This window comes from Lentzea alba (assembly GCF_011067745.1).
Taxonomy (GTDB): domain Bacteria; phylum Actinomycetota; class Actinomycetes; order Mycobacteriales; family Pseudonocardiaceae; genus Lentzea; species Lentzea alba.
The window spans coordinates 262031-287191 of record NZ_JAAMPJ010000006.1; the positions used below are offsets into that span (position 1 = coordinate 262031).

The window sequence follows — 25161 nt, forward strand, 5'->3', positions numbered from 1 at the left end:
CACGGACAGATCGTTCACCGCCCGCGCGACCAGGTGTGTCGATCTTGGAACGTTTTCGGAACGACTTCCGCGTACTTCTGATCAGGGGGACTCGTCCGCGATCGCGTCGATCAGCATTGCGCGCAGTTCGTCCGAGTTCTTCCGCAGCAGCCGGGGGATCTCCGCGTTCCACTTCGCCGCGAACTCCGTGAGGGCCTCCCGGAACGACTTCCGCATCTCGCCGGCGGCGAACAACATCACCAGCGCCGCCAAGGGCCGGAGGACGGAGCGCCCACGCAGCTTGACCTTCACCTGGACCTCCCACCGGCTCTCGGTGGTCGGCCGCTGCGAGATCGTCACCCGTGCGACCGCGAACACGTGCTCGGCGCTTGCCGTGATCGGCGCGGTACCGGGACCTCCCGCCCACCACCGGTCCAGTTCCGCCACGCCTGTCCAGGAGAACCTGGACAGGCGCCGGTGCTGCTCAGTATCGAACAGTAGAACCGTCCGCATGGTCGATTCAGCGGGCTGACCGTGCGCTGTGAACGACCGCGCAGCACGCGGGTAGCGCTCGCGGATCACCGCTCAATGATGGGGGATTCCACGTTGCCGTTCACGGTGACGCCCTGGGGCAGGATCGGGTCGATGGTCGTCCGCTCCAGCAGGAGGTACAGCTCCTCGAAGATCGGCGTGTTCACCGGCAGGCCGTGCTGGGGCGCGGTGAGGACGTTCCGCTTGACCATCGGCAGGCCGGTCTCCGGGTTGACCACCAGCTGGGTCTCGAAGCCGGTGAACTGGAACGTCGGCGGCGCGGGGATCGCCACCCCGATGCCGGAGCGGCCGTCCCGCAACTGCGTCTGGCCGAGGAGACGCACTCCGTCGAGGGTCTTGATCAGTTCGAACGCCGCGCGGCGCTGGTCGTCGCGTACGTTCGCGGTCGTCATCTGCATGGCGAGCATCGCGGTCCGGTAGGTGAGGCTGTCCTGGGAGCCGTTGTCCCCGGTGATGGTCTGCAGCGTCTTCCTGAGCTCCACCGGGTCCGCGGGCAGACCGGCGAACGGGTTGGACTCGGGGGCGTCGATCCTCCGCACGCCGAGCTGCATCGGCCCGATGCGCACCGAGCCGTGTCCCCCGAGCTGAGGCGCTGTGGACGGTTTGCCCGCTGCCTCCCACTTGGCTTCGTCGTCCGGGGAGAAGGGCGTGACTTCGCCGTTCTTCTGGAAGACGTCGAACTGCCTGTCGGCGGCCGCCCACCGTTCTTTCGTGGCACTGAGCATCACCGTGTACGGGTTCGCTGGCTCACCGACGATCATCAGTTCCCACTCCTGCGTCAGCACGTGCCACCGCTGAGGTGCCGCGGCCGGTTGCACGGTCGGACCGGGTCGCGGCAGCAACATGACGGCCAGCGCGATCACCGCGGCGGCCACCAGCACGGGCCCGAAGCGCCGCAGCGAGGTCCGGACCTTGGCTGGTCGGGGCATCGCGATGATGCGCGCCAGATCGCGTTCCATCCGCTCGGGATCGACCTCGGGAGCGGGCGGCTTGGCCTGAGCCAGGTGCTTCATGAGGTCTTCCATGACTCCCTCGCACGGTCGAAGTTCGATGTCGAGAGAGCGGCGCGCAACCGTCGTCGGGCGCGGTGGAGACGCACGAAGAACGTCGCCGTTGTGCAGCCGAGCACCAGCGCGGCCTCCGTCGCGACCAGTCCGTGCCACGCGATGAGCGTGAGCACCTCCTGGTCCGCCTCGGACAAGGTCGCGAGAGCTGCCCGCAGCTCGATCACGGCGTAGTCGTCGTCCGAGGCCACGTCGGTGAGCTCGTCGTGCCACGTCTGCCGGCGAGCGGCGCGGACGAGGTTGCGGGCAATGCCGAGCAGCCACGGCAGCGCGTTCGGCGGCATCTGGTCGAGCTTTCGCCAGGCGATCGTGAAGGTCTCGCTGGTGATGTCCTCGGCGAGTCGCGGTCCTGCGTTGCTCGCCGCGTACGCGAGCACCCGCGGATAGCACTCGCGGTAGACAGCGGAGAAGTCCTCCACGATCGCCCCCTCCCTCTTCACGAGGTAGTGCGCCGACCGCTGGGATTCTTACCGGTGCGTGACCGGGGTCACATCTTGGCGCGGGCAGCGACGAACGCGTCGACCGCCCGGTTCACGTCCTCCGTGGTGTGCGCGGCCGACATCTGCGTGCGAATCCGCGCCTTGCCGTGCGGCACCACCGGGTACGAGAAGCCGATGACGTAAATGCCCTGGTCCAGCAGCAGGTCGGCGAGCCTGGCCGCCTCGGCCGCGTCGCCGATCATCACCGGGATGATCGGGTGCTCGCCGGGCAGCAGGTCGAAGCCCTCCTCGGTCATGCGCCGGCGGAACAGCTCGGTGTTGCTCCTGAGCTGGGTGAGCAGCTCGGACGAGCTCGACAGCATGTCCAGCGTGGCGATCGCGGCGGCGGTGATCGACGGCGCGAGGGAGTTCGAGAACAGGTACGGCCGTGAGCGCTGACGCAGCAGTTCGACGATCTCCGCGCGACCGGACGTGTAACCGCCGGACGCACCGCCCAGCGCCTTGCCGAGCGTGCCGGTGACGATGTCGACGCGGTCCTGCACGCCGAACAGCTCCGGAGTGCCGCGCCCGGTCGGGCCGGTGAAGCCGACCGCGTGCGAGTCGTCGACCATGACCAGCGCGTTGTACCGCTCGGCCAGGTCGCAGATCTCGTCGAGCGGCGCGAGGTAGCCGTCCATCGAGAACACGCCGTCGGTCGCGATCAGCCGGTAGCGGGCGTCGGCGGAGTCCTTGAGCTGGCGCTCGAGGTCGTCCATGTCGCGGTTCTTGTAGCGGAACCGGCTGGCCTTGCTCAGCCGCACGCCGTCGATGATCGACGCGTGGTTCAGCTCGTCGGAGATGATCGCGTCCTCGGCGCCGAGCAGCGTCTCGAACAGACCGCCGTTGGCGTCGAAGCACGAGCTGTAGAGGATCGTGTCGTCGGTGCCGAGGAACTCGCTGAGCTTGCGCTCCAGTTCCTTGTGCGGCTCCTGCGTGCCGCAGATGAACCGCACCGAGGCCATGCCGAAGCCCCAGTCGTCGAGGGCCTTCTTCGCGGCCTCGATCAGCTTCGGGTGGTCGGCGAGCCCGAGGTAGTTGTTCGCGCAGAAGTTCAGGACCTCGTCGCCCTGGCCGACCCGGACGGCGGCGTTCTGCGGGGTGCCGATCACGCGCTCGGACTTGTAGAGCCCGGCCTCCCTGATCTCCCCGATCGTCTTGAGGAGGTCGTTCTTCAGTTCGCCGTACATCAGGCTCCCGTCCAGTCGAGGATGACCTTGCCGCACTTGCCTTCGCGCGCGGTGGCGAAGGCCTCCGCGTGCTGGGTGTGGTCGTACCGGTGCGTGATGACCGGCGCGAGGTCGAGGCCGCGCTGCAACAGCACGGTCATCGAGTACCAGGTCTCGAACATCTCGCGGCCGTAGATCCCCTTGATGTGCAGCATCTTCAGCACGACGCTGCTCCAGTCGACGGGGAACTCCTCCGCGGGCAGCCCCAGCATCGCGATGCGACCGCCGTGCGCCATGTTCGCGATCATGCTCTGCAGTGCCGACGGCTTGCCGGACATCTCCATGCCGACGTCGAAGCCCTCGGCCATGCCGAGTTCGGCCTGTGCCTGCTCGATCGACTTCTCGGCGACGTTCACCGCGAGGTCGACGCCGACCTTGCGCGCGAGGTCCAGCCGGTGCTCGGAGACGTCGGTGATCACGACGTTGCGCGCACCCGCGTGCTTGGCCACGGCCGCGGCCATGATCCCGATCGGCCCGGCGCCCGTGATGATCACGTCCTCGCCGATGACCGGGAAGCTCAACGCGGTGTGCACGGCGTTGCCGAACGGGTCGAAGATCGCCGCCACGTCCAGGTCGACGGGCGCGCGATGCACCCAGGCGTTCTGCTCGGGCAACACGACGTACTGCGCAAACGCGCCGTTGGAGTGCACGCCCAGACCATGCGTGTTGGCACACAAGTGCCGTCGGCCGGCCTTGCAGTTGCGGCACGTCCCGCACACGAGGTGGCCCTCGCCGCTGACCAGGTCGCCAGTTTTGACGCCGGTGACACTGTTGCCGATCTCGACGACCTCGCCGACGAACTCGTGCCCGAGCGTGAGGGGGGCCTTGATGTTCTGCGCCGCCCAGTCGTCCCACGAGTCGATGTGCAGATCGGTGCCGCAGATACCGGTGCGCAGCACCCTGACCAGCACGTCCGTCGGACCCGGCGTGGGGTCGGGGACGTCGGTCAGTTCGAGGCCAGGCCCAGCGGCGACCTTGACGAGAGCCTTCATGCGGGAAGTCTCACCCTTTGCTGCTTGTGCAGTCCATCAGGACTTTCTTCATTTCTTGTGCAGTTCAGCTTCATTGGCGATGTTGCGCACCATGCCGCCGAACACCACGCCGTGGAACGGCCAGACGACCGCCCAGTAGAGATGTCCGGCGAGCCCTTTGGGCACGAACACGGCGCGTTGGCGGTAAGTGGACCCGTGTCCCCCGTTGCCCGCCACTCGAAGCTCCAGCCACGCCTTCCCTGGCACCTTCATCTCGGCCCTGAGCCGCAGCAGCCTGCCGCGTTCGACCTCCTCGACCCGCCAGAAGTCGAGCGCCTCACCCACGTTCAACCTGTGCGGATCCCTGCGGCCGCGCCGGAGCCCCACGCCGCCGACCAGCCGGTCCAGCCAGCCGCGGATGGCCCAGGCCAGCGGAAACGAGTACCAACCGCGTTCCCCGCCGATGCCCTCGACGACCTCCCACAGCCGTTCGGGCGACGCGTGCGTGTGGCGCACACGTTCGTCGGTGTAGACCGAACCGCCGGACCAGTCGGGGTCGGTCGGCAGCGGCTCACTCGGCGCGCCGGGCGTGGAGGCACCCGACCAGCGGGTCTCCACGTCGGCGTCGCGGATCTTGGTGAGCGCGAGCTCGACCGCCTTGTCGTAGCCGACGTTCTCGCCGGGCAGGAGCTCGCGGATGTCGTTCTCGCGGCACACCACCTCGTGCACCAGCGACTCGATCAACGGTCTCGCGATCGACCTCGGCACCGGCGTGACCAGGTTGACCCAGTGCGAGGACAGACCCGGCGTCAGCACCGGCACGGGGAGGACGCGGCGCTTGGGCAGGCCCGCGACCTCGGCGTACCGCAGCATCATCTCCAGGTACGTGAGCACGTCCGGCCCGCCGACGTCGAACGTCCGGTTCTGCCGCAGCGTGGTCGCCTCGACCAGGTAGCGCAGCACGTCCCGGACCGCGATCGGCTGGATCCGGTTGTGCACCCAGCGCGGCGTGACCATGACCGGCAGCCGTTCGGTCAGGTACCGCACCATCTCGAAGCTCGCCGACCCCGACCCGATGATCACCGCGGCCTGCAGCACCACGGCCTGCGTCCGCGAGCGCAGGAACACCTCGCCGACCTCCTTGCGGGAGGCGAGGTGCGGCGAGAGTTCCGTGTTCGAGGGGTGCAGTCCACCCAGGTAGACGATCCGTCGCACGCCCGCGCGTTCGGCGGCCTTCGCGGTGTTCTCGGCGGCCTTGCGGTCGGCGTTCGCGAAGTCCTTCGAGTGCAACGAGTGCACGAGGTAGTGGACGACCTCGATGCCGCGCATGGCGTCGTCGAGGTCGCCGAGCACGTCACCCTCGACGATCTCGACCTGATCGGCCCACGGGACGTCGCGCAGCTTCTCCGGTGACCGCACTAGACAGCGCACCTCGTGACCCTCGGCCAGCAGGCGGGGGACCAGCCGGCCGCCGAGGTACCCGGTCGCGCCGGTCACGAGGCATCGCATGCCTCGATCCTGGGCGCTGTGGTGGTCAGCCGCAGATCAGCGCTTCCGCTTGATCACCACGGTCCCGCCCCGCACCGCGCCCTTGAGCTGGAAGTGCGGGTTGCCGACGGCGTTGTGGACCTTGTCCTTCAGCTCGCCGGCGGTGATCTCCACGGCGTCGACGTTGACCGACGACCCCGCGGGCAGCACGAGCTTCACCGAGCCCAGCGACACGTCCAGGTCGACGTTGACCAGCGGCGGCACCTCGGCCTGGGTGAAGTCGAGGTTGGTGGTGCCGAGCGTGTTGCGGATGACCAGTTCGCGCGGCACCACCCAGTGGCCCTTGCGGGTCGTGGTGCCCATCGTGTTCTTCAGCTCGGTGCGGGCGGTCGCGAGCTCGTTGTTGACCATGCCGGGCAGGTCGATCAGCACCGCGTTCAGGTCTGCCCTGGTCACGGCCGCGAGGGCGGTGTCCGTGCGGTCCGTGAACTCGTCGAGCGTGATCATGCCGCGGCCCACCGCCTTGTTCAGCAGGCTGACGACGTGCTCACGTTCCGCGTCGGACACGCGTAACTCTCTGGGGTCTGTCATTTCTCTGCCTCCGGTTCGGCGTCGAGACCGTGCTCGATGGCATAACGCGCCAGCTCCACCCGGTTGTGCAGTTGAAGTTTCCGCAAAGTCGACTGGACGTGGTTTTCGACGGTGCGGTGGGAGATCACCAGGCGGTTCGCGATCTGTCGTGCGGTCAGGCCTTTGGCCACCAGCCGCAGCACCTCGGTCTCCCGATCGGTGAGTTGCGGCTTCTCCTCCGAGTCGTCGGGCGCGGCGGCCATCCGCCGGTACTCGCCCAGCACCAGGCCCGCGAGGCCGGCGGTGAACACGGCGTCGCCGGCGGCGGTGCGGGACACGGCCTCGACGAGTTCCTCGGAGGACGCGGACTTCACCAGGTAGCCGGACGCGCCCGCCTTCACGGCCTGCAGCACGTCGTCGTGCTCGCCGGACGCGGACAGCACCAGCACGCGCGTGTCCGGCAGCTCGCTGGTGATCATCAGGGTCGCGTCGACGCCGGAGAGCTCACCGAGGTTGAGGTCCATCAGCACCACGTTGGGCCGCACGGCCTTCGCGATGCGCACGGCCGAGGCGGCGTCGCCCGCGGTCGCCACGATCTCGAACCCTCGTTCCTGCAGATCGCGCGCTACGCCTTCGCGCCACATCGGATGGTCGTCCACGACCATCACCGAGACCGTCATCTTGCCGCCCCCTTCCTGAACACCCGAACCTCCCACTCCGTGCCCTCCCCTGGCCCGGTCTGGAGTTCGAGCGTGCCCCCCAGCGATTCCACCCGGCCTTTGATCGACTTCTCGATCCCCATCCTGCCTTCCGCCGCGGCGGAGGCGATGCGGCCGTCCGGAATACCGGGTCCATCGTCCCGGACACTCAACACGATTTCTTCCCCGAGGTCTTCGAGCAGCACCCACGCCCGCGCGTCGTCACCGGCGTGCTTGTCCACGTTGGACAGTGCCTCGCGGACGAGCGACGTGAGCTCGCCGGCCGCCCCGGCCGCGAACATCACCTGGGTGGCGGGGGTGGAGACCTGGATCTTCGGGGTGGCGAGGAGCTGCAGTCCGGGACGCAGGTCGATCTCGCCGTCCACAGTGGAGTCGGTGGGCGCGGCGGCGACCAAATTCCGCAGCGCCACCTCCTGCTCACCGGCGAGCTGGGCCAGTTCGGCGGCCTCGCCACCGACCTCCAGGCCGCGTTTGCGCACGCGGGCGAGGACCTGCAGCACGCTGTCGTGGATGGAACGGGCGAGCCGCTCGCGTTCCGCCGTCGCCGCTTCCGCGCGCAACGCCTGGGCGAGCAGCACCGCGGAACGCCGTGCGGTGGCCGAGGCCATGCCGACGACCATGCCCGCGCCGGCCAGCAGCACGATGTCGCGCAGCAGGTCGAGGCTCGGCACGCCCTTCGACAGGTAGGTGAAGAGACCGACCGTCAGCCCTCCGCCGAACCCGGCCGCGGGCCCGGCCAAGGCGCCCAGCGCGACCGCCGGCACGCACGCCCAGATCGTGGTGATCAGCGGGACGTTCAGGCCGAGTAACTGGTGGTCGGACATGATCAACTGCGACAGCGACATGAGTCCGCAGGTCAGCGCCAGGTCGATCAGCACCAGCGACCAGCGCCTGCCCCACGTCGTGCTGTAGGCGCGGCTGGTGAAGACGGACCACAGCGCCATCACCCCGAGCGTCGTCCACGCGAGCCACGGGCGGATGTAATCGGATTGGTTCGTGATCACGTTCGCCGCCGCGAAGAGGAATGTGACTATGCGTAGCGCAATCGCCCCGCGCCACAGCGGCGTGGCCGGGTCGTCGATCGCCTTCGTCACACGTTCGGCAGGCAGTTTGCGCACGCTGTGCTCCTTTCGGACACCATCCTGCCGCGTGAACGTGCGCTGGCTAACCCCCAGGTGGCCGTCTTCTGCCGAACGGAGGAATGTGCGACGCTCTCCGGGTTCAGGTGGGGAGGGCATACAGGTGCGCGACTGGCCGGTGTGGACACTGCGGCGGCCCGCGCTCTGCTACTGGCTGTTCATCGACATCGTTGCCTTCGCCACGGTGGTCAGCGTGGTGATCTGCACGCCCACCCCGTCACCTTCCGAGATCGCCAGGTTCGCGGCCATCGCGGGCACGGCGGGCGCGGTGATCATCGGCAGCTCCATCTACAGCCACCGTCTCGGCGAGACCGAGCGCAACCCGTGGGCAGCGCATCTCTGCTACCTGACGGCCGGCGTCCTCGCCCTGCCGCCGAACCTGATGGTCCTGCTGCTCTTCGGCCCGGCCCTGCACTGCCTGCTGACGCAACGTCCCGAAACGCACCGCTGGCTGTTCACCCTGAGCGCCACCTCGCTGGCCGTCTTCGCCACCCGCTACCTGCTCGGCTGGGCGAACCCGCACGCCAACCTCCTGATGATGGTGGGCGGCGCGGCCGTGCTGCTGGCCCTGCGCGCGGCGCTGATCGCGATCGGGCTGAAGCTCCGCACCCCGTCCGCGAGCTTCGAGGAGAACGTCGGCGAACCCATCGACGTGGTCCTGGGCATCGTCGCGGTGTCCATCGGCGGCCTCATGGGCTGCGTGGCCGAGTCGAACGCCATCCACGCCCTGATCGCCGGCCCGCCCCTGGCCCTGCTGGAACGAGCGGCCCAGCTCCCGCAGTGGCGTCGCTCGGCCCAGCGCGACGCCAAGACCGGCCTGGCCAACGCCGTGCACTGGGACAGCCGAGCCCGCTACGAACTGACCAAGGGCGCCGGCCGCGCCCGCCCGATGGCCGTGATGCTCATGGACCTCGACCACTTCAAGAGGGTCAACGACGAGGTGGGCCACCTGGCCGGCGACGCAGCGCTGGCCGCGATCTCGCTGTTGTTGAGCGGCACCGTTCGCCGCGGCGACCTCGTCGGACGGTTCGGTGGCGAGGAGTTCGTGGTGCTGCTGCCCGAGGCCACGCCCGACGAGGCCGAGTCGGTCGCCGAACGGGTGCGCCAGGCAGTGGCGGCGCTTCGGGTGCCGACCATGGCCACCGACGGGAAACCGCACGAGCTGCACGGGCTGACGGTGTCGATCGGCGTGTCGACCACGACCAGGTTCGGCTATGAACTGCCGGACCTGCTGGTGGCGGCCGACGCGGCGCTACTGGCAGCGAAGGCGTACGGCCGCAACCTCGTCTCGATGGCCTAGAAGCCCGATCCGACGTTGATGAGGGGAGCTTTCCCAAACCTCAGGTTTGGGAAAGCTCCCCTCATCAACGTCCTGCGGGACGGGCTTAGAGCTCCTTCACCCGCTCGCTGTCGTCGTCCTTCGGCGCCGTGTCCTGCGGTTCGAGCACGTCCACCTTCTCCGGCTTCTGCTCGGCGTCCGCTTCCGAGACCAGCGACCGGATCCCGGAGTTCAGCACCGCCAGCAGCGGCACCGCGAGCAACGCCCCGGCGATGCCACCCACGACCAACCCGCCGGCGATCGCCAGCACCACGGCCAGCGGGTGCAGCTTGACCGCGCGACCCAGCAGCAGCGGCTGCAGCACGTGCGACTCCAGCTGCATGACGCCGATGAGCACGGCAAGAACGACCAAAGCAGCGATCGGCCCGTTGGTCACCAACGCGATCAACACCGCCACCGCGCCCGTGAACACCGCACCGATGATCGGGATGAACGCGCCGAGGAACACCAACGCCGACAGCGGCACGACCAAAGGCACGCCGATGATCGCCAGCCCGATGCCGACACCCACGGCGTCGACGACAGCGACAGCCGCCGTCGCGCGCACATAAGAAACGAGAGAGCCGAACCCGCGACGTCCGGCCACGTCGACACGCTGACGCACGTCGCGCGGCACCGCACGGGTCACGAACCGCCAGATGCCGTCGCCGTCGTGCAGGAAGAAGATCAATGTGAACAGCGCGAGCAGCAGCCCGGTCAGCGCCTCGCCCAGGGTGGCGGCGGTGGTCAGCGCACCGGACGTGATCTCGGCCTGGTTCTCCTTGATCGTCTTCACGATCTCGTTGACGTAGTTCTGCAGCTGCTGGTCGGACAGGTGGGCGGGCCCGTCCTTCAGCCACTGCTGGATCGTGTCGAGCGACGCCGCCACCTGCGTCTGCAGTTCCGGCAGGCCGCGGGAGAACTCGCTGATCACGAACGTCAGCACGCCGCCCAGCACGCCGATGCCGAGGATCATCATCACCGTCGTCGCCACGCCGCGCGGCACCCGCCACTCCACGAGCTTCGCCACGCCGGGCGAGAGCAGAGCGGCCAGCAACAGCGCGATTGCGACGGGGATCACGATCGAGGCGAGGAAGCCGAACACGTACGCGACCACGTACAACGCGGCCACCACAACGACGAAACGCCAGCTCAGGGCGGCACTTACCCGTAGCAGCAGCGGAACACGGCTGCTGATCTCCGACTCCGGTGCGCTCACGTACCTCACGTTAACTGTTCGGGCCCTGGCCAACGCGGAACCTGATGGGATGATCCGTTCGTCAGGGGAGGACGAAAGTGATCAAGCCGGAAGACTTGACCGACGTCGAACGCCAGGTAGCAGGGGCCTACGCGGGCGGCACCGAGATCGACCTGACCGGACAGAGCGTGCGCGGTGAGGTGCTCACCGGGTTGCTGACCGGCATGTACCGGGTGCCGCGCAAGGGATTGCCCGCTCTGCGACTGCGAAACGCGAGAATCACCGGCAAGTTCGAACTGGAGGGCACCCGCGTTACGCGGGTCATCGACCTCACCCACTGCACCTTCGAGGAATCACTCGACCTCCGGATGGCCCGCCTCATCGGACTGAGGCTGCGCGGCACCCGCGTCCCCGGTCTGCAGGGCCGCAACCTGCGCGTGTTCAGCGACCTGGTCCTCGAAGCCGGCTTCACCTGCACCGGCACGGTCGACCTCACCGACGCGGCCGTCGACGGAACGCTGCGGCTCGCCGGCGCGGTCCTCCGCTCCAACAGCGACCACGCCTTCCTCGGCGCCCGCCTGCGCGTCAGCGGGTCCGTCCAGGCCATCGCGATGCGGGCCAACGGCGAGGTCCGGCTCCGGGGCGCGGTGATCGGCGGCAGCGTCCACCTCGGTGGCGCGCGACTGGTCAACGCCGGCCGGGACGCCCTGGAGGCGTCCGGCATCGTGGTCTCGGGCAACGTCTTCTGCAACGCCGAGGGCGGCCGCTTCACCGCGGACGGGCGGGTGCTGCTCGACGGCGCGCGCGTCGGCGGGAACCTCGAGTTCACCGGCGCCCGCCTCAACTCCACCCACCAGGTCGACAACCAGGTGCTGGTGCTGCCGCACGGGCTGGCCGACGAGGCGGCGACGCTGGTGGCCGACCGCATCCGGGTCGAGGGCAACGTCGAGCTCGACAACGGGTTCACCTCCACCGGCACGGTCCGGCTGCCGAACGCGATCGTCGGCGGCTACCTGCGGTTGTCCGGCGCGGTGATCGGGCCGCGCGACGTCGCCGAGGAACTCGCCGGTGACGTCACCAACCGGATCCCCGTCGCCCTGCACGCGGACGGCATGCAGGTCAGGGGTGACGTGGAGGCCCGCAGCGCGGCCAACAACGGTGGCACGCGCACCCCGCCGTTGCAGACCTACGGCCAGGTCCGGCTGTCGAACGCGCAGATCCAGGGCAGCGCCAGCATGTCCGGCGTCTCGCTGCACGGGCCCGGCATCGACGTCCTGTTCGCCGACCGGCTCCAGATCGGCGGCACGCTCTTCCTACGTGAGCTCAGGGCCAAGGGCTCGATCCGGCTGCAGAACGCGAACATCGGCTCCACCCTCGACATGTCCGGCGCCGAACTGACGTTGCCGCGGCTCCGCGCGAACGGCACGCAGAAGCCGTCGCTCGACGCCCGTGCCATCACGATCGGCAAGGACCTCCTGTGCAGCCGCGGGTTCACGGCGGTCGGCGGCGTGCGGATCCGGCTGGGCGAGGTCGGCAAGATGGCGACGTTCAGCGACTCGCACCTCGGCTCGACCGCGGCGGACATCGCGTTGAACGCCTACGGCCTCACCGTGCACCAGTTCCGGCTGCACATCCCCGAGGGCCAGCAGCCCAAGGGCAAGGTCGTGCTGAGCAGGCTGAAGGCGGTGTCGGTCACCGACGGCCCCGGTCTGTGGCACGCGGAGGGCGGCGTCGCCGTCGACGACTTCGAGTTCGCCGGCATCACCGCCGATCCCGACGTGCCGGTCGAGACGCGGCTGCGGTGGTTGCTCAAGGTGCAGCCGGACTTCGCGCCCGGACCGTACGAACAGCTCGCCGCCGTCTACCAGCAGGGCGGCGAGGAGGAGCTCGCGCAGAAGGTCCAGCTGGAGAAACAACGCCGCCGCTACTCCGAACTCGGCCGCGCCGGGCGGGTCTGGGGCGCGGTGCAGCGGTGGACGGTCGGGTACGGCTACCGGCCGTGGCTCGCGATCTGCTGGCTCGGCGTGTTCTGGCTCGGCGGCGCGCTGTGGTTCCACTGGCACCCGATGGTCAAGCTCAACAAGGACGAGGACCCGGTGTGGAACGCCTCGCTCCTCGCGCTCGACCTGCTGATCCCGATCATCGACTTCGGCCACGACGGGAAGTGGCAGTTCACGGGCGCGTCGCAGTGGATCTCGTCGCTGCTCGTGGCCGTGGGCTGGGTGCTCGCGTCGACCGCCGCGGCGGGTGCGGCTCGGGTGCTCAAGCGAGTGTGATCTTGGCCGGGGAATCGGCACCGTCGTTCACACGATGTAGTTAACCGAGCGCTCTGAGCGTGCATTCGGGGCAGTGGGACTGGCAGAGTCGCCGACGTCGACTTGATCACTTGATCGTCGGTGAATCCCTTGAGCGCCACCGAGTAGCGAGGTTTCCTGCGTTGTTCTCCGCCGATCTGCGAGCGAAGACGGGAGCGAACGGCATCCGCCGGTTCGCCACCCGAGCGCTGCTCGCCGTCGGCGGTGCGATCGCGGGAACGGCCGTTGCCTGGGCGCTCACCACGTCTTCCGCCACCGCGGCGGAGACGGTGCCTTCCGCGGACGTCCAGCAGTTCGACGTCGTCAGCAAGATCGTCGCCAAGTCGGACGAGAAGCTGCCGGTCGTCGACCCTGCTGCCACCGCGGTGCACAAGATCGACGAAACGTTGCGCACCGAGCAGCAGAAGGCTCGTGCCGCTCTGCCGGACGTGCAGGTCCAGACGGCGGTCGAACAGATCGCCGAGCGGATCCTGCCGCAGGTCACCAGGATCGGTCAGGCCCAGGCACCCGCCACCGAGCGGTCCATGGACGTGATCTTCCCGGAGACCCCGGCCACCACCGAGGCCGCTGTGTCGGCCCCGGTGGTCTCGCAGTTCGCCGGCCCGTCCGGTACCTCGTGGACGGACCTGTTGGAGCACAACGACTTCGTCGTGCCCTCCAAGCAGCGTCCGTCCCTGCCCAGCAACCCGATGCCGAAGCTGCCCGTCCCGGCCCCCGCGCCGGTGCAGTGCACTTCGTGCTCCGACGGTTCTGGTTCTGCCAAGGGCAGCACCAGCGCTGCTCTCGCTGCGTCCGGCAACGCACACGGCACCGCGGTGACGCGCGCTCTCGCGCCGTCCACCGACGAGGTGACCGTCACGCCGGGCAAGCAGCCCGGTATCAACCCCGACTGATTCCAGCGCGCGGTTCGCGACAGCCCTCTCCCCCGGCTGTCCGGAAATCGACCGTCGCGCTTTTTTCTTGCGCTCTCCTCGGTCGATCACCGCGTGCGACTCCCCCGGTGATGGCGCGCCTTCCCCTGCGCGCCCGGCCCCACCCCCATGAACCCCCCTGATTACAGGGGACTTTGGAAGAAGGAGACCCAATGCAGACCTGGGCAAAGCGCGGACTTCAGACCGCGTTTGTCACTGGTGGTTTGCTGATGCTCGGTACGGGCATCGCTTCTGCCCAGGAGAACGTCGACCCGGACGCCGCCCCGCCGGCCGTCGACGTCGCGGCTTCGGTTCCGCTCAAGGCTGACCAGAACAAGCTGGCCACGCCGGTCAAGGAACTGACCGTTCCCAAGGTTGACCGCACGATCAGCACGGACCGCGTCACCAGCGCGGTGCCCACCCGCACGGCCACGCCCGTCGCGAACCCGCTGATCCGCCAGGCAGGCGAGCGTCTGCAGGGCACCGCGCTGCAGAACCTCGTGCGCGGCAACACGGTTCAGGCACACGTCGATGTGCCGATCAACATCTGCGGCAACTCGATCGCGGTCCTCGCGAACGGCGAAGCAGCCGGCGAGTGCACCCAGGAAACGCACCGCGACGGCACGATCGTCACGGACGGCGCGGGCCAGGCCCTGGCCGGCAACGTCGTGGCCGTCAACCACATCCTGCCGATCCAGATCACCGGCAACGCGATCGCGGCGGGTGGCAACTCGGCCACCAACACCAACGCCTCGCAGGTCTCGACGACCGGCGGCGACATCACCACCAACGGTGACCAGGGCGCCATCTCCGGCAACGTCGTCGCCGAGCAGGGCGCGACCCCGGTCCAGATCACCGGCAACGCCGTGGGCGCGGCGGGCATCGCCGAGGCCAACTCGGTCGCCGACACGTTCGCCTCCTCCGAGGGCGACGTCGCCACCAGCGGCAAGAACAGCTCGATCTCCGGCAACGCCGTGCCGATCCCGCTGGCCCCGCTGTTCGAGGTGAACGGCAACTCGGCCGCCGGTGCGGGCAACGCCGCCACCGACTCGGTGCAGACCGGCACCGCCTACGCGGGTGGCAAGACCGACACCAACGGCGACCCGGCCACCCTGGCCGGCAACGTCGTCGCGCCTGCTCTCGCGGGCCCGATCACGGTCGACGACAACGCCGCTGCCGCTGGTGGCAACGCGGCCGCCATCAGCGACACGTCCAACTGGTCGGACGCTGGTGGCCACATCCACACCGACGGCCGCGGCTCCACGGCTTCGGGCAACGTCGCCGGCGTGCCGATCTCGCTGCCCGTCGCGGCGGGTGGCAACGGTGCTTCGGTGGTCGGCAACGCGCTGACCGACCACGCCAACGAGGCGACCTCCAACGCCGGTGGCGACGTCTACACCCTCGGCGACAAGTCGGTGCTGTCCGGCAACATCGCCGACGTTCCCCCGGCCTCGGCCGTGGACGTGTGCGGTAACGGTGCCACCCTCGCGGGTCAGGCCACCGGCACCTGCGACAACGACGTCGACTCGGAGACCGGCGGTTACCAGGGCACGACCGGCAACGACTCGGTCCTGTCCGGCAACCTGGCGCAGACCCCGCTCGCCGCTCCGGCCGAGGTCTACGGCCTCGCGGCCGCGGCCGGTGGCCAGGCCTACGGCTCGGCGGACGAGACCAAGGACGTTCGCTCCAGCGGTCAGCCGAACACGCAGGACGACAACGGCACGGTCTCGAGCAACGTCGTGACCGCGCCCACCGCCGTCGCGGCCCAGGTCTTCGCCGTCACGGCCGGCCTGGTGGGCAACACCACGTCCGACACGTCGAACGACACGTCGGTCACCGCGGGCGAGGCCCCCAAGGCCTACGGCAAGAAGAGCTCGGCCTCCGGCAACATCGTCCAGGTCCCGACCTCGACGCCGGCCCAGGTCTTCGCCGACGGTGCCACGCTGGTCGGCAACAACAAGACCGCGGGCGACAACGCCACCGACATGAAGGCGGGCGGTGACGCTCTCACCACCGGTGAGCAGGGTTCCATCGCCGGCAACGTGATCTCGGCTCCGGTCGCCACCGGCACCCAGGTGCTCGGCTGGTCGGTCGGCGGCGGCAGCAACGTCGACTCGGTCGCCACCAACGACCTCGACTCGGTCGCCGGCGGCGACGTCAACAGCAACGGTGACAAGGGCTCGGTCTCGGGCAACCTGATCGCCGCGCAGCCCGCCGCGCTCCCCGCGGTTCCGGGCAACACCGTCTCGGCGGCCGGCATCACCACGTCCGACGTGGTGACCGACACCAACGTCGTGTCCGGTGGCGACAGCTACTCCAAGGCCGACGACGCCTCGGTGTCCGGCAACCTGATCCACGTTCCCGCCACCGTCGTCGCCGGCGTGTACGCGGACGCGATCGCGGCTGCGGGCAACGCCACGACGGCCACCGACAAGGTCTCGAACACCGAGGCCGGCGGCGACATGTTCACCGAGGGCAGCGGCCCGCTGTCCGCGCGTGAGATGACCGTCCCGGTCGAGGCCGTGGCGAACCTCCGCCGCATCCCCGTGGAGGTCCTCGGCCAGGCGATCACGACCGGCACGAGCGACGACAGCCAGCTCACCGGCGAGGACACCGGCACGCTGCGCGCCTCGCAGCTCAAGGGCCTCGAGCTCCCCAAGGGCGTCGACGGTCTGCTGAAGGCCAACGAGATCCCGGCGTTCCACGGCATCGACAGCATCAAGGGCATCGACCAGCTGCCCGTGAACACGCTGCCGAACCCGGCCGACCTGGCCGCCATGGCGGGCCAGCTGCCCACCCCGGCTCTGCCCGGTGTGGCGCAGGAGCGCTCCGCTCTGCCGATCAACGGTGGCACCGCCGGCATCACGCCGAACGTCCAGGGCCTGCCCCTGGGCCAGGTGCTGGACGCCGCTCAGGGTCTGCTCCCGGCTCTGCCGGCCGAGCGTTCGCTGCCCGCCGTCCCGTCCCTCCCGGTGACCGCCCCGGCCCTGCCGGTGCAGCTGCCGGCCCTGCCGACCGAGCGCTCGCTGCCCGCGCTGCCGCTCGACGGCCCGGCGTCCCTCTCGGGTCTGAACCTGAACCCGACCCAGGGCCTGGCGCCCGCTGCCGGCGAGCGTTCGCTGCCGCAGCTCCCGGTCGCCGCTCCGGCGATGACCCTGATCGACCCGGCTCACCTGTTCGAGACGGTGACCGGCTCGCTGTAACACCCCGCAGGTTGTAACACCCTCCCTCCGGTAAGAAGCTGAGCCCCGGCGACACGACGGTGTCGCCGGGGCTCAGTGCCGTGCGGGGGGTGTTTCGGCTGTCGCGATCACGTCGTCCGGATCGCTGTCGCCGTCGCTCGTCACCCAGTGGATCTGCGGGCTGTCCCCGACCAGCTGCCTGATCAGCGACGAGATGGGCGAGCCGTCCCCGAAGTCGTGCTCGGCGAGAACGGCCAGCACCGCGTCGCCGTACCGGGCGACCGTGAAGTCCGGACGCAGACCCGCGCGGAGGGCCTTGGCCGCGCCCAGCACGGAGTCCGGTGCCGTGATCAGCACCAGTGTCACGAGCGTGCCGCGGGTGCGGGCGCGGATCAGCGACTGTTCCAGGCGGTCGAGCAGCAGCGCGTGGCCGGGCAGGCCGGTGAGCGGGTCGTGCAGCACAGTCCGGTTCTAGTCGAGCCGTGGCCCGTTGACCAGCATCGCGGCCCTGATCAGCCCCTCATGGGTGAGTCAGCCGAGGGATTTGCTCAGCATGATCCCGCGCGGCCCGAAGCCGGCCCTGGCGTAGAACCGGACCGCGTCCTCGTTGGCCGCGAAGATGCCGGCGAAGAGGATCTCGACCCCGTGCGCCGCGGCCACCCGTTCCGCCTCGGCCACCAGAGCGGCACCGACACCCCGGCCGCGATGCCCGTCCACGACCACGGTGTGGATGTCCGCACCGCGGCGCGGCACCAGGATCTGGTGATCGGGAGGCGTCGGCAACGGCACGACCTCCGCCATGCCGACCACCTCGCCGTCCAGCTCGGCGACCGAGATCAGCGCCCGCTCCACGACGACCTCGAAGTGCCACCGCACCGCCAGTGGGTCGGGGACGCGGAACTCCTCCGGCGCGAGCTGGACGTGCCGTTCGGCGTTGGCGAGGCGCAGCCGGACGAGGGCGGGCACGTCGTGGCGCGTCGCCGGCCGGATCTTCAGTCCGTGCGTCATCTGTCGATCCTGCCTGATCAGGCAGGTGGCGCGAAGAAGTTGATCAGATTGCCGTCGGGGTCGCGGAACAGCAGCGAGCGGTTTCCCCACGGCATCGTGGTCGGCTTCTGCACGAACTCGACGTCCTGACCGGCCAGCCGTTCGTACTCCCGGTCGACGTCCTCGACGCGGAACTCGATGATCGCCGTCCGGTTCGACTCGGGCACCGCGGCCCCGGTCGTGTTGGCGCTGCCGATGGCCAGCGTGCACGACGGCCCCACGAGCTCGGCGAACTGCTCGGTGCGCCAGTGCGCTTCGAGGCGGGTCGTTCGTTCGTAGAACTCGACAAGGCGAGCGACGTCGTGAGTGATGACACGGAGTGAAACGAGCTTCATGAGAGGCACGCTAGGTCGAATAGTGGACAGGATCCGCCCGGTATCCGGAAGATCTTCGCGTGACCCGTCCGATCGCTCGCGTGCTGGCGTTGTTGGAGATCCTCCAAAGCGGAGGCACCCGGACCGTCGCGGAACTCGCCGAACGCCTCGACGTGGACGAACGCACGGTCCGCCGCTACGTGGACCGCCTGCTGGAGCTCGACATCCCGGTCCGTTCGGTGCGCGGACGGTACGGCGGATACCGGCTGGAGCCGGGTTACCGGATGCCGCCGTTGATGCTCGGCAACGAGGAAGCGCTCGCCGTCCTGCTCGGGCTGGTCGCGGGCCGGCGTTCCGGACTGATCAGCACTTCGGTCGCGGCCGTCGAGAGCGCGGTCGCCAAAGTCCGGCGAGTGCTGCCCGCAGCACTGGGCTCACGGCTGGACGCGGTGCTGGAAGCCGACTTCACCGCTCCCGAGCGGTCGGCGCTCACGACGGATGCCGAGGTGCTGCTCACCGTCGCGGAAGCGGCGCGGGAACGGCGGCCGGTCGCGCTTTCCTACCTCGCCGGCCACGGCGGTGCCAGCGAACGGGTCGTCCACCCTTACGGAGTCGTGGCGCATTCCGGGCGGTGGTACCTGACCGGGTCGGACTCGGCCAGTGGACAGGTGCGCTCCTTCCGCGTCGACAGGATCACCAGCGCCTCCATGATCGCCGGAACGTTCGACGTGCCGGCCGGCTTCAACCCCGGCGAGCAGGTGCTGACCTCGCTCGCCGAGGCGCCTTACCAGCACGAGGTGGCCGTGCGGCTGCGATCGACGCCCGACGAGATCCGTGCCGTGTTCCCACCGTCCGTCGCGGTGCTGGAGGAGATCGACGTCTCGTGGACGCGGGTCCGGATCCGGGCAGAGCGCCTCGACTGGATACCGCCGCTGCTCGCCGCCCTCGATCGGCCGTTCGTCGTCACGCAGCCCGACGAGCTGCGTGACCTGATCAAAGAACTCGCCGGGCGATTGGCCGCCCACGCCGACTTGCGTCTCCCGCAGGGGGAGGTGTGAGGGTGGCGGTGTGAACGGCGACGCGCTCTACTCGATCGGCGATCTGGCCCGGCGGACCGGGCTGACGGTCAAGGCCATCCGGTTCTACGCCGACCGCGGGATCGTGCCGCCGACCGACCGCAGCCCGGCGGGCCACCGCCTCTACGGCATCGAAGCCGTCGCGCGCCTGGACCTCGTGCGGACACTGCGCGACCTGGGAATGGACCTCGCCACGATCCGGCAGGTCGTCGACCACGAGATCTCGCTCCCCGAGGTCGCCGCGGCCCACGCCGAAGCCCTGGAGGTGCAGATCCGCGTGCTGCGACTGCGACGCGCGGTGCTGACGACGGTGGCCAAACGCGGTTCCACCCTCGAGGAGATGGATCTCATGCACAAACTGGCCAAGCTCTCGGACGACGAACGCCGCCGCCTGATCGACGACTTCCTCGGGGCCGCCTTCGGTGACGCTCAGCCCGAGTTCGCGGGAGCCATTCGCTCGATGACCCCTGAACTACCCGACAATCCCGAGGCACACCAGGTCGAGGCGTGGGTGGAGCTGGCCGAGCTGTCCCAGGACCTGGACTTTCGCGCCAGCATGCGCCGCATCGTGGACTCCCACGCGGCCTCGCGAGCCCCCGGCGTGCGGCGCGACCCCGTCGCGATCGTTCGTGACGAGGTCGGGCCGGCACTGGCGGCCGACGTCGACCCGGTCTCACGCCACGCCGATCCGGTCGTCGCGGCGGTCATGGCCCAGTGCGCCCACGTCTCCGGCGGCCTCGACGACGTCGACCTTCGACGTCGGCTGCTGACCCGGTTGGAGATTGCGAACGACCCTCGCCGGGAGCGGTACCTTCAGCTGCTCGCCGTGGTCAACGGCTGGCAGGCCCCGGAAAGCCTGACGCCGGCCCTGAACTGGTTCATCCAGGCACTACGCGCACGGATGTAGTGCCTGGAGGGACAGTGGTCCACCAGGTGACCGTCGTGGACGTCGTGGCCCGTCCGACGGCGGTGGTCGCCACGACGACGTGGCAGTCATGCTCGACCGCGACGACGTGCCGCAGGTCGAGGTCGGCGTCGAGTTGCTCCAGCCGTGCCCGCTCACCGGACGGGTGGTGGCATCGACGCTGCCCGCAGGCCAGGCGGCGATGACCGTCCACCGCGGTGGGAGATCTACGGGCCACACCGTGACGATGCCGCGGAGCTGTGGACCGAGATCTACTACCTGCTTTTGTGAGCTAGCCCTGAGCGAGGTCGGTGAAGCGGCTGTAGTGCAGCTGGTGCGCCACGGTGATCGTGGCGGTCGGACCGGCACGGTGTTTGGCGATGATCAGGTCCGCCTCGCCGGCGCGCGGGTCGTCGCGTTCCCAGGCGTCCGGGCGGTTGATCATGATGACCATGTCGGCGTCCTGCTCCAGCGAGCCGGACTCACGCAGGTCGGAGAGCATCGGCTTCTTGTCGGTGCGCTGTTCGGGGCCTCGGTTCAGCTGGGAGATCGCGATGACCGGGACGTGGAGCTCCTTGGCGATCAGCTTCAGGTTTCGCGAGAACTCCGAGACCTCCTGCTGGCGGGACTCGGACTTCTTGCCGGAGCTCATCAGCTGGAGGTAGTCGACGACCACCAGCTTGAGGTCGTGCCGCTGCTTGAGGCGACGAGCCTTGGCGCGGATCTCCATCATCGTGAGGTTCGGGCTGTCGTCGACGAACAGCGGCGCCTCGCTGATCTCGCTCATCCGGCGGGCGAGGCGGGTCCAGTCGTCGTCGCTCATGCGGCCACCGCGCATGTCGCCGAGGCGGATGCGGGCCTCGGCGGAGAGCATGCGCATCACGATCTCGGTGCGGCTCATCTCCAGACTGAAGATGGCGCTGGTCAGGCCGTGCTTGATGGAGGCGGAACGGGCGAAGTCGAGGCCCAGCGTCGAGTTGTGGGTCGGGATCATCGTCTCGCCCGCGAGGTACAGGTGGTCGTGGTTGTCGACCTCCACGCACCGCACCGGCACCGACGCGACCGGGCGCACCGACGCGATCTCCACCTGGTCGTGCTCGCCGAGGCCCGCGATCAGCTCGTCGACGTCCCGGCGCAGTCGCGCGAACCGGCCGTCGACCTGCAGTGCGGCCAGCAGCTCGGCCCGCTGCCGGCGTGAACCCCGCAGGTAGGCGGCGGGGATGTGCGGGTCGTCGGCCAGGTCGAGCTCCTTGGCCACGCGCAGCTCGTCGTCCGTCAGTTCCAGGTCGCCCAGGCCGGACAGGAACAGGCCCAGCTTGCGCGGAGGCAATGGCAACGTGGCTGCGGGCAGCTCCCACGCGGCCGACATGCGCACGAACATCCGGCACACGCCGACGCGCTCGAACAGCTGCGCCGTGGTGCGGATCGCCCAGAAGCCACCGGTTTCGCTGCACGACTCCGTCAGCCACTGGTGCTCGGCGTCGGCCACGATCACCGTGCCGTCGGAGAACTCGACCTCGAAGCACGGGCGGCCGGTCATCACCTCGGTCGCGGCGACCACGCGGGTCGGGCGGCCGTCGGCGCCCATCAGGAAGTCGCCCACGGCGACCGACCCCATCGTGGTCCAGCCGGACGGCGTGGGCAGCGGGGTGTCGAGCGCCAGCGCCTTGCCGACACCGGGACGCGCGGCGACGATGATCATCTGGCCGCCGTGCAGGCCGTTCGTCAGCTCGTCGAGGTCAGCGAAGCCCGTCGGGATGCCCTGCGAGATGCCACCGCGCGACGCGATCGCGTCGATCTCGTCCATCGTCGGCTGGAGCAGGTCCTCCAAAGCCACGTAGTCCTCGGACGTGCGGCGGTCGGTGACCTCGTAGATCGCGGCCTGCGCGCGGTCGACGACCTCGTCGACGTCCGCGCCCTCGGCACCGTTGTAACCGAGCTGCACGATGCGCGTGCCCGCCTCGACCAGACGGCGCAGCACCGCCTTCTCGGCCACGATCTCGGCGTAGTAGCCGGCGTTCGCGGCCGTGGGCACCGTCGCGATCAACGTGTGCAGGTACGGCGCACCACCCACGCGCAGCAGTTCGCCGCGTCGCTCCAACTCGGCCGAGATGGTGATCGGGTCGGCCGGCTCACCGCGGCCGTACAGGTCGAGGATGCAGTCGTAGATCGCCTGGTGCGCCGGGCGGTAGAAGTCGTTCGGCGCGAGCGCCTCGATGACGTCCGCGATGGCGTCCTTCGACAGCAGCATTCCGCCCAGCACCGACTGCTCGGCGGCGAGGTCCTGCGGCGGCTGACGCTCGAATGAGGGCTCCGCCATACCCCGGTCGTCCACCAGCGCCACTGCCGAATCACCCCTGCGAAAGAAGTCGAGAGCCGGTGCCTGCCCCCTAGTTGTACAGCGCGGCACCGACAATTCCGGGCGGCCACGCTGTGCGATGACCATCCCCGTGCCGCGACGCTAGAGGGACCCGTCCGGAGCAAGCAAACCAGCGTGTGGATCGCCCTGTGGACAACTGGGGGACAACCTGTGGATGGTTGCCCACAGGGGTGGGGGCGCTGGGGACAACCTGTTGACAACCGGTGGAGTGACAGAAGTAACTGCAGCTCAGAGGCTGTGCACAAGTTGTGGAAAAAGTTGTGCGCCACACCCTCGGCGTGTCGCGTAAAACACCCTCTTCGGCGTGTCGCGACAGCGCTCGGCACACGGTTTATCCACAGGACGTGGACAGGGCGACGCTCGTCCGAACGAGCGAAAGCGCCACCCTCCCGGAGCATTCCGGGTGGATGGCGCTTCAGCAATCGCAACCAGCGTGAAGTGCCCCCGAGGGGGTCACGTCACGCGGTTCGCGTTGCGTGCCTTGCCTGCCGGCGGTAACGCCAGCGGCCACCACGCGAGGTCGCCCGTGGGGTCTGCGGGGGCTCGGCCCCCGCAACAGACACTGCGGGCTATGGCGAAGCTGCGTCAGCAGCGAGCAGCATTCGCCGCCCCGGGTCGCCCCCGAGCCTTACTCGCCGGCCGTAACGTTCAGCGGCAGGGCGACGGTGACCTCGGGGTGGAGGCGAACCGTCACGGAGTGCTTGCCGACGGTCTTGATGTGACCCGGCAGCTCGATGGCGCGCTTGTCCAGCACGGGACCACCGGCGGACTTGACGGCAGCCGCCACGTCCGCGTTGGTGACCGAGCCGAACAGCTTCTTCGAGCCGGCCGCCGCCTTCGCGGTCAGCGTCACGCCGCCAAGGCCCTCGAGCGCGGCCTTGATCTCCTTGGCGTGGTCCAGGTCGCGCACGCGGCGGGTGTCCTGCGCGCGGGTGATGACCTGGATCTGCTTCTGCGCACCGCGGGTCGCGACGATCGCGAGACCGCGCGGGAGCAGGTAGTTGCGGCCGTAGCCGTCCTTGACCTCGACGATGTCGCCGGGCGCGCCAAGGCCGGAAACGTCAGCGGTGAGGATGAGCTTCATCGCGAATGTTCCCTTCTCTTAGCGGGCGGTCGAGGTGTAGGGCAGCAGCGCCATCTCACGGGCGTTCTTCACGGCAACAGCGACGTCGCGCTGGTGCTGCGAGCAGTTGCCGGTGACGCGGCGGGCACGGATCTTGCCGCGGTCGGAGATGAACTTCCGAAGCAGCGTCGTGTCCTTGTAGTCGATCAGGTTCGCGCTCTTGTCCTTGCAGAAGGCGCAAACCTTCTTCTTGGGCTTGCGCACAGGCGGCTTGGCCATGTGTCTCTAACTCCTGGAATACGCAGTGATCAGGTTCTGGATGACCGGTGCAGTCGGTCTAGAAGGGGGGCTCGTCGGCGAAGCCACCCGAGCCGGCCGGCGGGGCGGAACCCCACGGGTCGTCTGCAGGTGCGCCACCGCCACCACGAGACTGCTGACCGCCGCCGCCGCCGAAGCCGCCGCCACCGCCGCCGTCTCCACGGCTGACCTTGTTGACCTTCGCGGTCGCGTAGCGCAGCGAGGGGCCGATCTCGTCGACCTCCAGCTCCACGACAGTGCGCTTCTCGCCTTCCTTCGTCTCGAAGGAACGCTGGCGCAACCGTCCGGAGACGAGCACTCGCGAACCACGGGTGAGCGACTCGGCCACGTTCTCGGCGACCTGACGCCACACGTTGCACCGCAGGAACAGCGCTTCGCCGTCCTTCCACTCGCCGGACTGGCGGTCGAAGGTGCGGGGCGTGGAGGCGACCGTGAAGGACGCCACCGCGGCACCGCTCTGGGTGAAGCGGAGTTCGGGGTCGGCGGTCAGGTTCCCGACCACCGTGATCGTCGTCTCGCCAGCCATGTCTTGGGAGCTCCCCTAATCGAGGTTCGTCAGGCCTTGGCGGCCGACTTGGCGGGCTCGCGGCGCAGGACCTTCGTCCGGAGCACCGTCTCCTGCAGACCGAGCTGGCGGTCCAGTTCCTTCACCGCGTCCGGCGTCGAGGTCAGGTCGAGCACCGCGTAGATACCCTCGGTGTTCTTGTTGATCTCGAAGCTCAGCCGGCGCTTGCCCCACACTTCAACCTTCTCGACGTTGCCGCCCGACGTCTTGATGACGTTGAGGAACGTGTCGAGAGACGGCGCGATCGTGCGCTCGTCGAGACTGGGGTCGAGGATGACCATCACTTCGTAATGACGCATGAGGACCACTCACCTCCTGTGGACTCGCGGCCACGGGCTCTCCGTGGCAGGAGGGTCGTCGCGTCAGCAACTGAAGAAGGGTAA

25 protein-coding genes are annotated in these 25161 nt (G+C 69.2%); 6 read left to right on the forward strand and 19 right to left on the reverse strand.

The features are described 5' to 3' along the window. Positions 1-81 precede the first annotated feature (81 nt). From G7043_RS23330 to macS, 9 genes are all read right to left on the reverse strand, one after another. Positions 82-426, reverse strand: a complete 345-nt coding sequence (locus tag G7043_RS23330) for a hypothetical protein (protein ID WP_166048744.1) — start codon at positions 424-426, stop codon at positions 82-84. A 131-nt stretch (positions 427-557) separates the two neighbouring features. Then, entirely contained in the window at positions 558-1556 is a 999-nt protein-coding gene (locus G7043_RS23335; RefSeq protein ID WP_166048746.1) for a hypothetical protein, read from the reverse strand. After that, positions 1541-2035 carry an RNA polymerase sigma factor gene (locus G7043_RS23340; RefSeq protein WP_207311575.1) on the reverse strand — a complete coding sequence of 165 codons (495 nt, stop codon included), beginning with the start codon at positions 2033-2035 and terminating at the stop codon, positions 1541-1543. Before G7043_RS23340 ends, G7043_RS23335 begins: the two co-directional genes overlap by 16 nt. 47 nt (positions 2036-2082) lie before the next feature. Continuing rightward, a complete protein-coding gene (locus G7043_RS23345) occupies positions 2083-3261 on the reverse strand; it encodes a glycine C-acetyltransferase (RefSeq protein WP_166048748.1) in 1179 nt (392 codons plus the stop codon). Beyond that, a complete protein-coding gene (gene tdh / locus G7043_RS23350) occupies positions 3261-4292 on the reverse strand; it encodes an L-threonine 3-dehydrogenase (RefSeq protein WP_166048750.1) in 1032 nt (343 codons plus the stop codon). Before tdh ends, G7043_RS23345 begins: the two co-directional genes overlap by 1 nt. 48 nt (positions 4293-4340) lie before the next feature. Next, entirely contained in the window at positions 4341-5780 is a 1440-nt protein-coding gene (locus tag G7043_RS23355; RefSeq protein WP_166048752.1) for an SDR family oxidoreductase, read from the reverse strand. A 36-nt stretch (positions 5781-5816) separates the two neighbouring features. Further along, complete coding sequence (locus tag G7043_RS23360) at positions 5817-6326, reverse strand: DUF1707 SHOCT-like domain-containing protein (RefSeq protein ID WP_313888037.1); 510 nt, start codon at positions 6324-6326, stop codon at positions 5817-5819. Positions 6327-6346: 20 nt separating this feature from the next. After that, entirely contained in the window at positions 6347-7009 is a 663-nt protein-coding gene (locus G7043_RS23365; RefSeq protein WP_086665946.1) for a response regulator, read from the reverse strand. After that, positions 7006-8166, reverse strand: a complete 1161-nt coding sequence (macS, locus tag G7043_RS23370) for a MacS family sensor histidine kinase (RefSeq protein ID WP_207311708.1) — start codon at positions 8164-8166, stop codon at positions 7006-7008. The genes G7043_RS23365 and macS overlap by 4 nt, the downstream gene beginning before the upstream one ends. A 124-nt stretch (positions 8167-8290) precedes the next feature. Between macS and G7043_RS23375 the strand changes: the two genes are divergently transcribed. Then, positions 8291-9487 (forward strand): GGDEF domain-containing protein, encoded by a 1197-nt coding sequence (locus G7043_RS23375; RefSeq protein WP_166048759.1) that lies wholly within the window; start codon positions 8291-8293, stop codon positions 9485-9487. A gap of 85 nt (positions 9488-9572) precedes the next feature. Here the strand turns inward: G7043_RS23375 and G7043_RS23380 are convergent, their stop codons facing one another. Beyond that, positions 9573-10724, reverse strand: coding sequence for an AI-2E family transporter (locus G7043_RS23380; protein WP_166048761.1), 1152 nt, complete (start codon positions 10722-10724; stop codon positions 9573-9575). A gap of 77 nt (positions 10725-10801) precedes the next feature. On the opposite strand from G7043_RS23380, the gene G7043_RS23385 reads away from it, so the two are divergent. The 3 genes from G7043_RS23385 (at position 10802) to G7043_RS23395 (ending at position 17132) form a co-directional block, all read left to right on the forward strand. Beyond that, complete coding sequence (locus G7043_RS23385; protein ID WP_313888038.1) at positions 10802-12979, forward strand: hypothetical protein; 2178 nt, start codon at positions 10802-10804, stop codon at positions 12977-12979. Between the two features lie 161 nt (positions 12980-13140). Then, positions 13141-13911 carry a hypothetical protein gene (locus G7043_RS23390; protein ID WP_166048763.1) on the forward strand — a complete coding sequence of 257 codons (771 nt, stop codon included), beginning with the start codon at positions 13141-13143 and terminating at the stop codon, positions 13909-13911. Between the two features lie 191 nt (positions 13912-14102). Next, the gene (locus G7043_RS23395; protein ID WP_166048765.1) at positions 14103-17132 is read left to right on the forward strand and encodes a chaplin family protein; all 3030 of its coding nucleotides are present in this window, start codon (positions 14103-14105) and stop codon (positions 17130-17132) included. Positions 17133-17204: 72 nt separating this feature from the next. Here G7043_RS23395 and G7043_RS23400 read toward each other — a convergent pair whose 3' ends face one another. From G7043_RS23400 to G7043_RS23410, 3 genes are all read right to left on the reverse strand, one after another. Next, positions 17205-17573: a hypothetical protein gene (locus G7043_RS23400; RefSeq protein WP_166048766.1), complete on the reverse strand. Its 369-nt coding sequence runs from the start codon at positions 17571-17573 to the stop codon at positions 17205-17207. A gap of 69 nt (positions 17574-17642) precedes the next feature. Further along, a complete protein-coding gene (locus G7043_RS23405; RefSeq protein WP_166048768.1) occupies positions 17643-18119 on the reverse strand; it encodes a GNAT family N-acetyltransferase in 477 nt (158 codons plus the stop codon). A gap of 17 nt (positions 18120-18136) precedes the next feature. Then, positions 18137-18493 (reverse strand): VOC family protein, encoded by a 357-nt coding sequence (locus G7043_RS23410; protein WP_166048771.1) that lies wholly within the window; start codon positions 18491-18493, stop codon positions 18137-18139. A 59-nt stretch (positions 18494-18552) separates the two neighbouring features. Here G7043_RS23410 and G7043_RS23415 point away from each other — a divergent pair, with 59 nt between their 5' ends. Together G7043_RS23415 and G7043_RS23420 are read left to right on the forward strand one after the other, a co-directional pair. Further along, positions 18553-19530, forward strand: a complete 978-nt coding sequence (locus G7043_RS23415) for a helix-turn-helix transcriptional regulator (protein WP_313888039.1) — start codon at positions 18553-18555, stop codon at positions 19528-19530. Between the two features lie 10 nt (positions 19531-19540). Continuing rightward, positions 19541-20455 (forward strand): MerR family transcriptional regulator, encoded by a 915-nt coding sequence (locus G7043_RS23420; RefSeq protein ID WP_166048773.1) that lies wholly within the window; start codon positions 19541-19543, stop codon positions 20453-20455. On the opposite strand, the gene G7043_RS23425 is transcribed toward G7043_RS23420, so the two are convergent. The 6 genes from G7043_RS23425 to rpsF all read right to left on the reverse strand — a co-directional run bounded on the left by G7043_RS23425 (position 20427) and on the right by rpsF (position 25077). Next, positions 20427-20690: a hypothetical protein gene (locus G7043_RS23425; RefSeq protein ID WP_166048775.1), complete on the reverse strand. Its 264-nt coding sequence runs from the start codon at positions 20688-20690 to the stop codon at positions 20427-20429. The genes G7043_RS23420 and G7043_RS23425 overlap by 29 nt on opposite strands. A 54-nt stretch (positions 20691-20744) precedes the next feature. Further along, positions 20745-22898 carry a replicative DNA helicase gene (gene dnaB, locus G7043_RS23430; RefSeq protein WP_313888040.1) on the reverse strand — a complete coding sequence of 718 codons (2154 nt, stop codon included), beginning with the start codon at positions 22896-22898 and terminating at the stop codon, positions 20745-20747. A 562-nt stretch (positions 22899-23460) separates the two neighbouring features. After that, positions 23461-23916, reverse strand: coding sequence for a 50S ribosomal protein L9 (gene rplI, locus G7043_RS23435; protein ID WP_166048779.1), 456 nt, complete (start codon positions 23914-23916; stop codon positions 23461-23463). 18 nt (positions 23917-23934) lie between these two features. Further along, a complete protein-coding gene (gene rpsR, locus G7043_RS23440; RefSeq protein WP_030465683.1) occupies positions 23935-24174 on the reverse strand; it encodes a 30S ribosomal protein S18 in 240 nt (79 codons plus the stop codon). 58 nt (positions 24175-24232) lie between these two features. Further along, complete coding sequence (locus G7043_RS23445; protein WP_065915547.1) at positions 24233-24739, reverse strand: single-stranded DNA-binding protein; 507 nt, start codon at positions 24737-24739, stop codon at positions 24233-24235. Between the two features lie 29 nt (positions 24740-24768). Beyond that, entirely contained in the window at positions 24769-25077 is a 309-nt protein-coding gene (gene rpsF / locus G7043_RS23450) for a 30S ribosomal protein S6 (RefSeq protein WP_086666963.1), read from the reverse strand. Positions 25078-25161 lie beyond the last annotated feature (84 nt).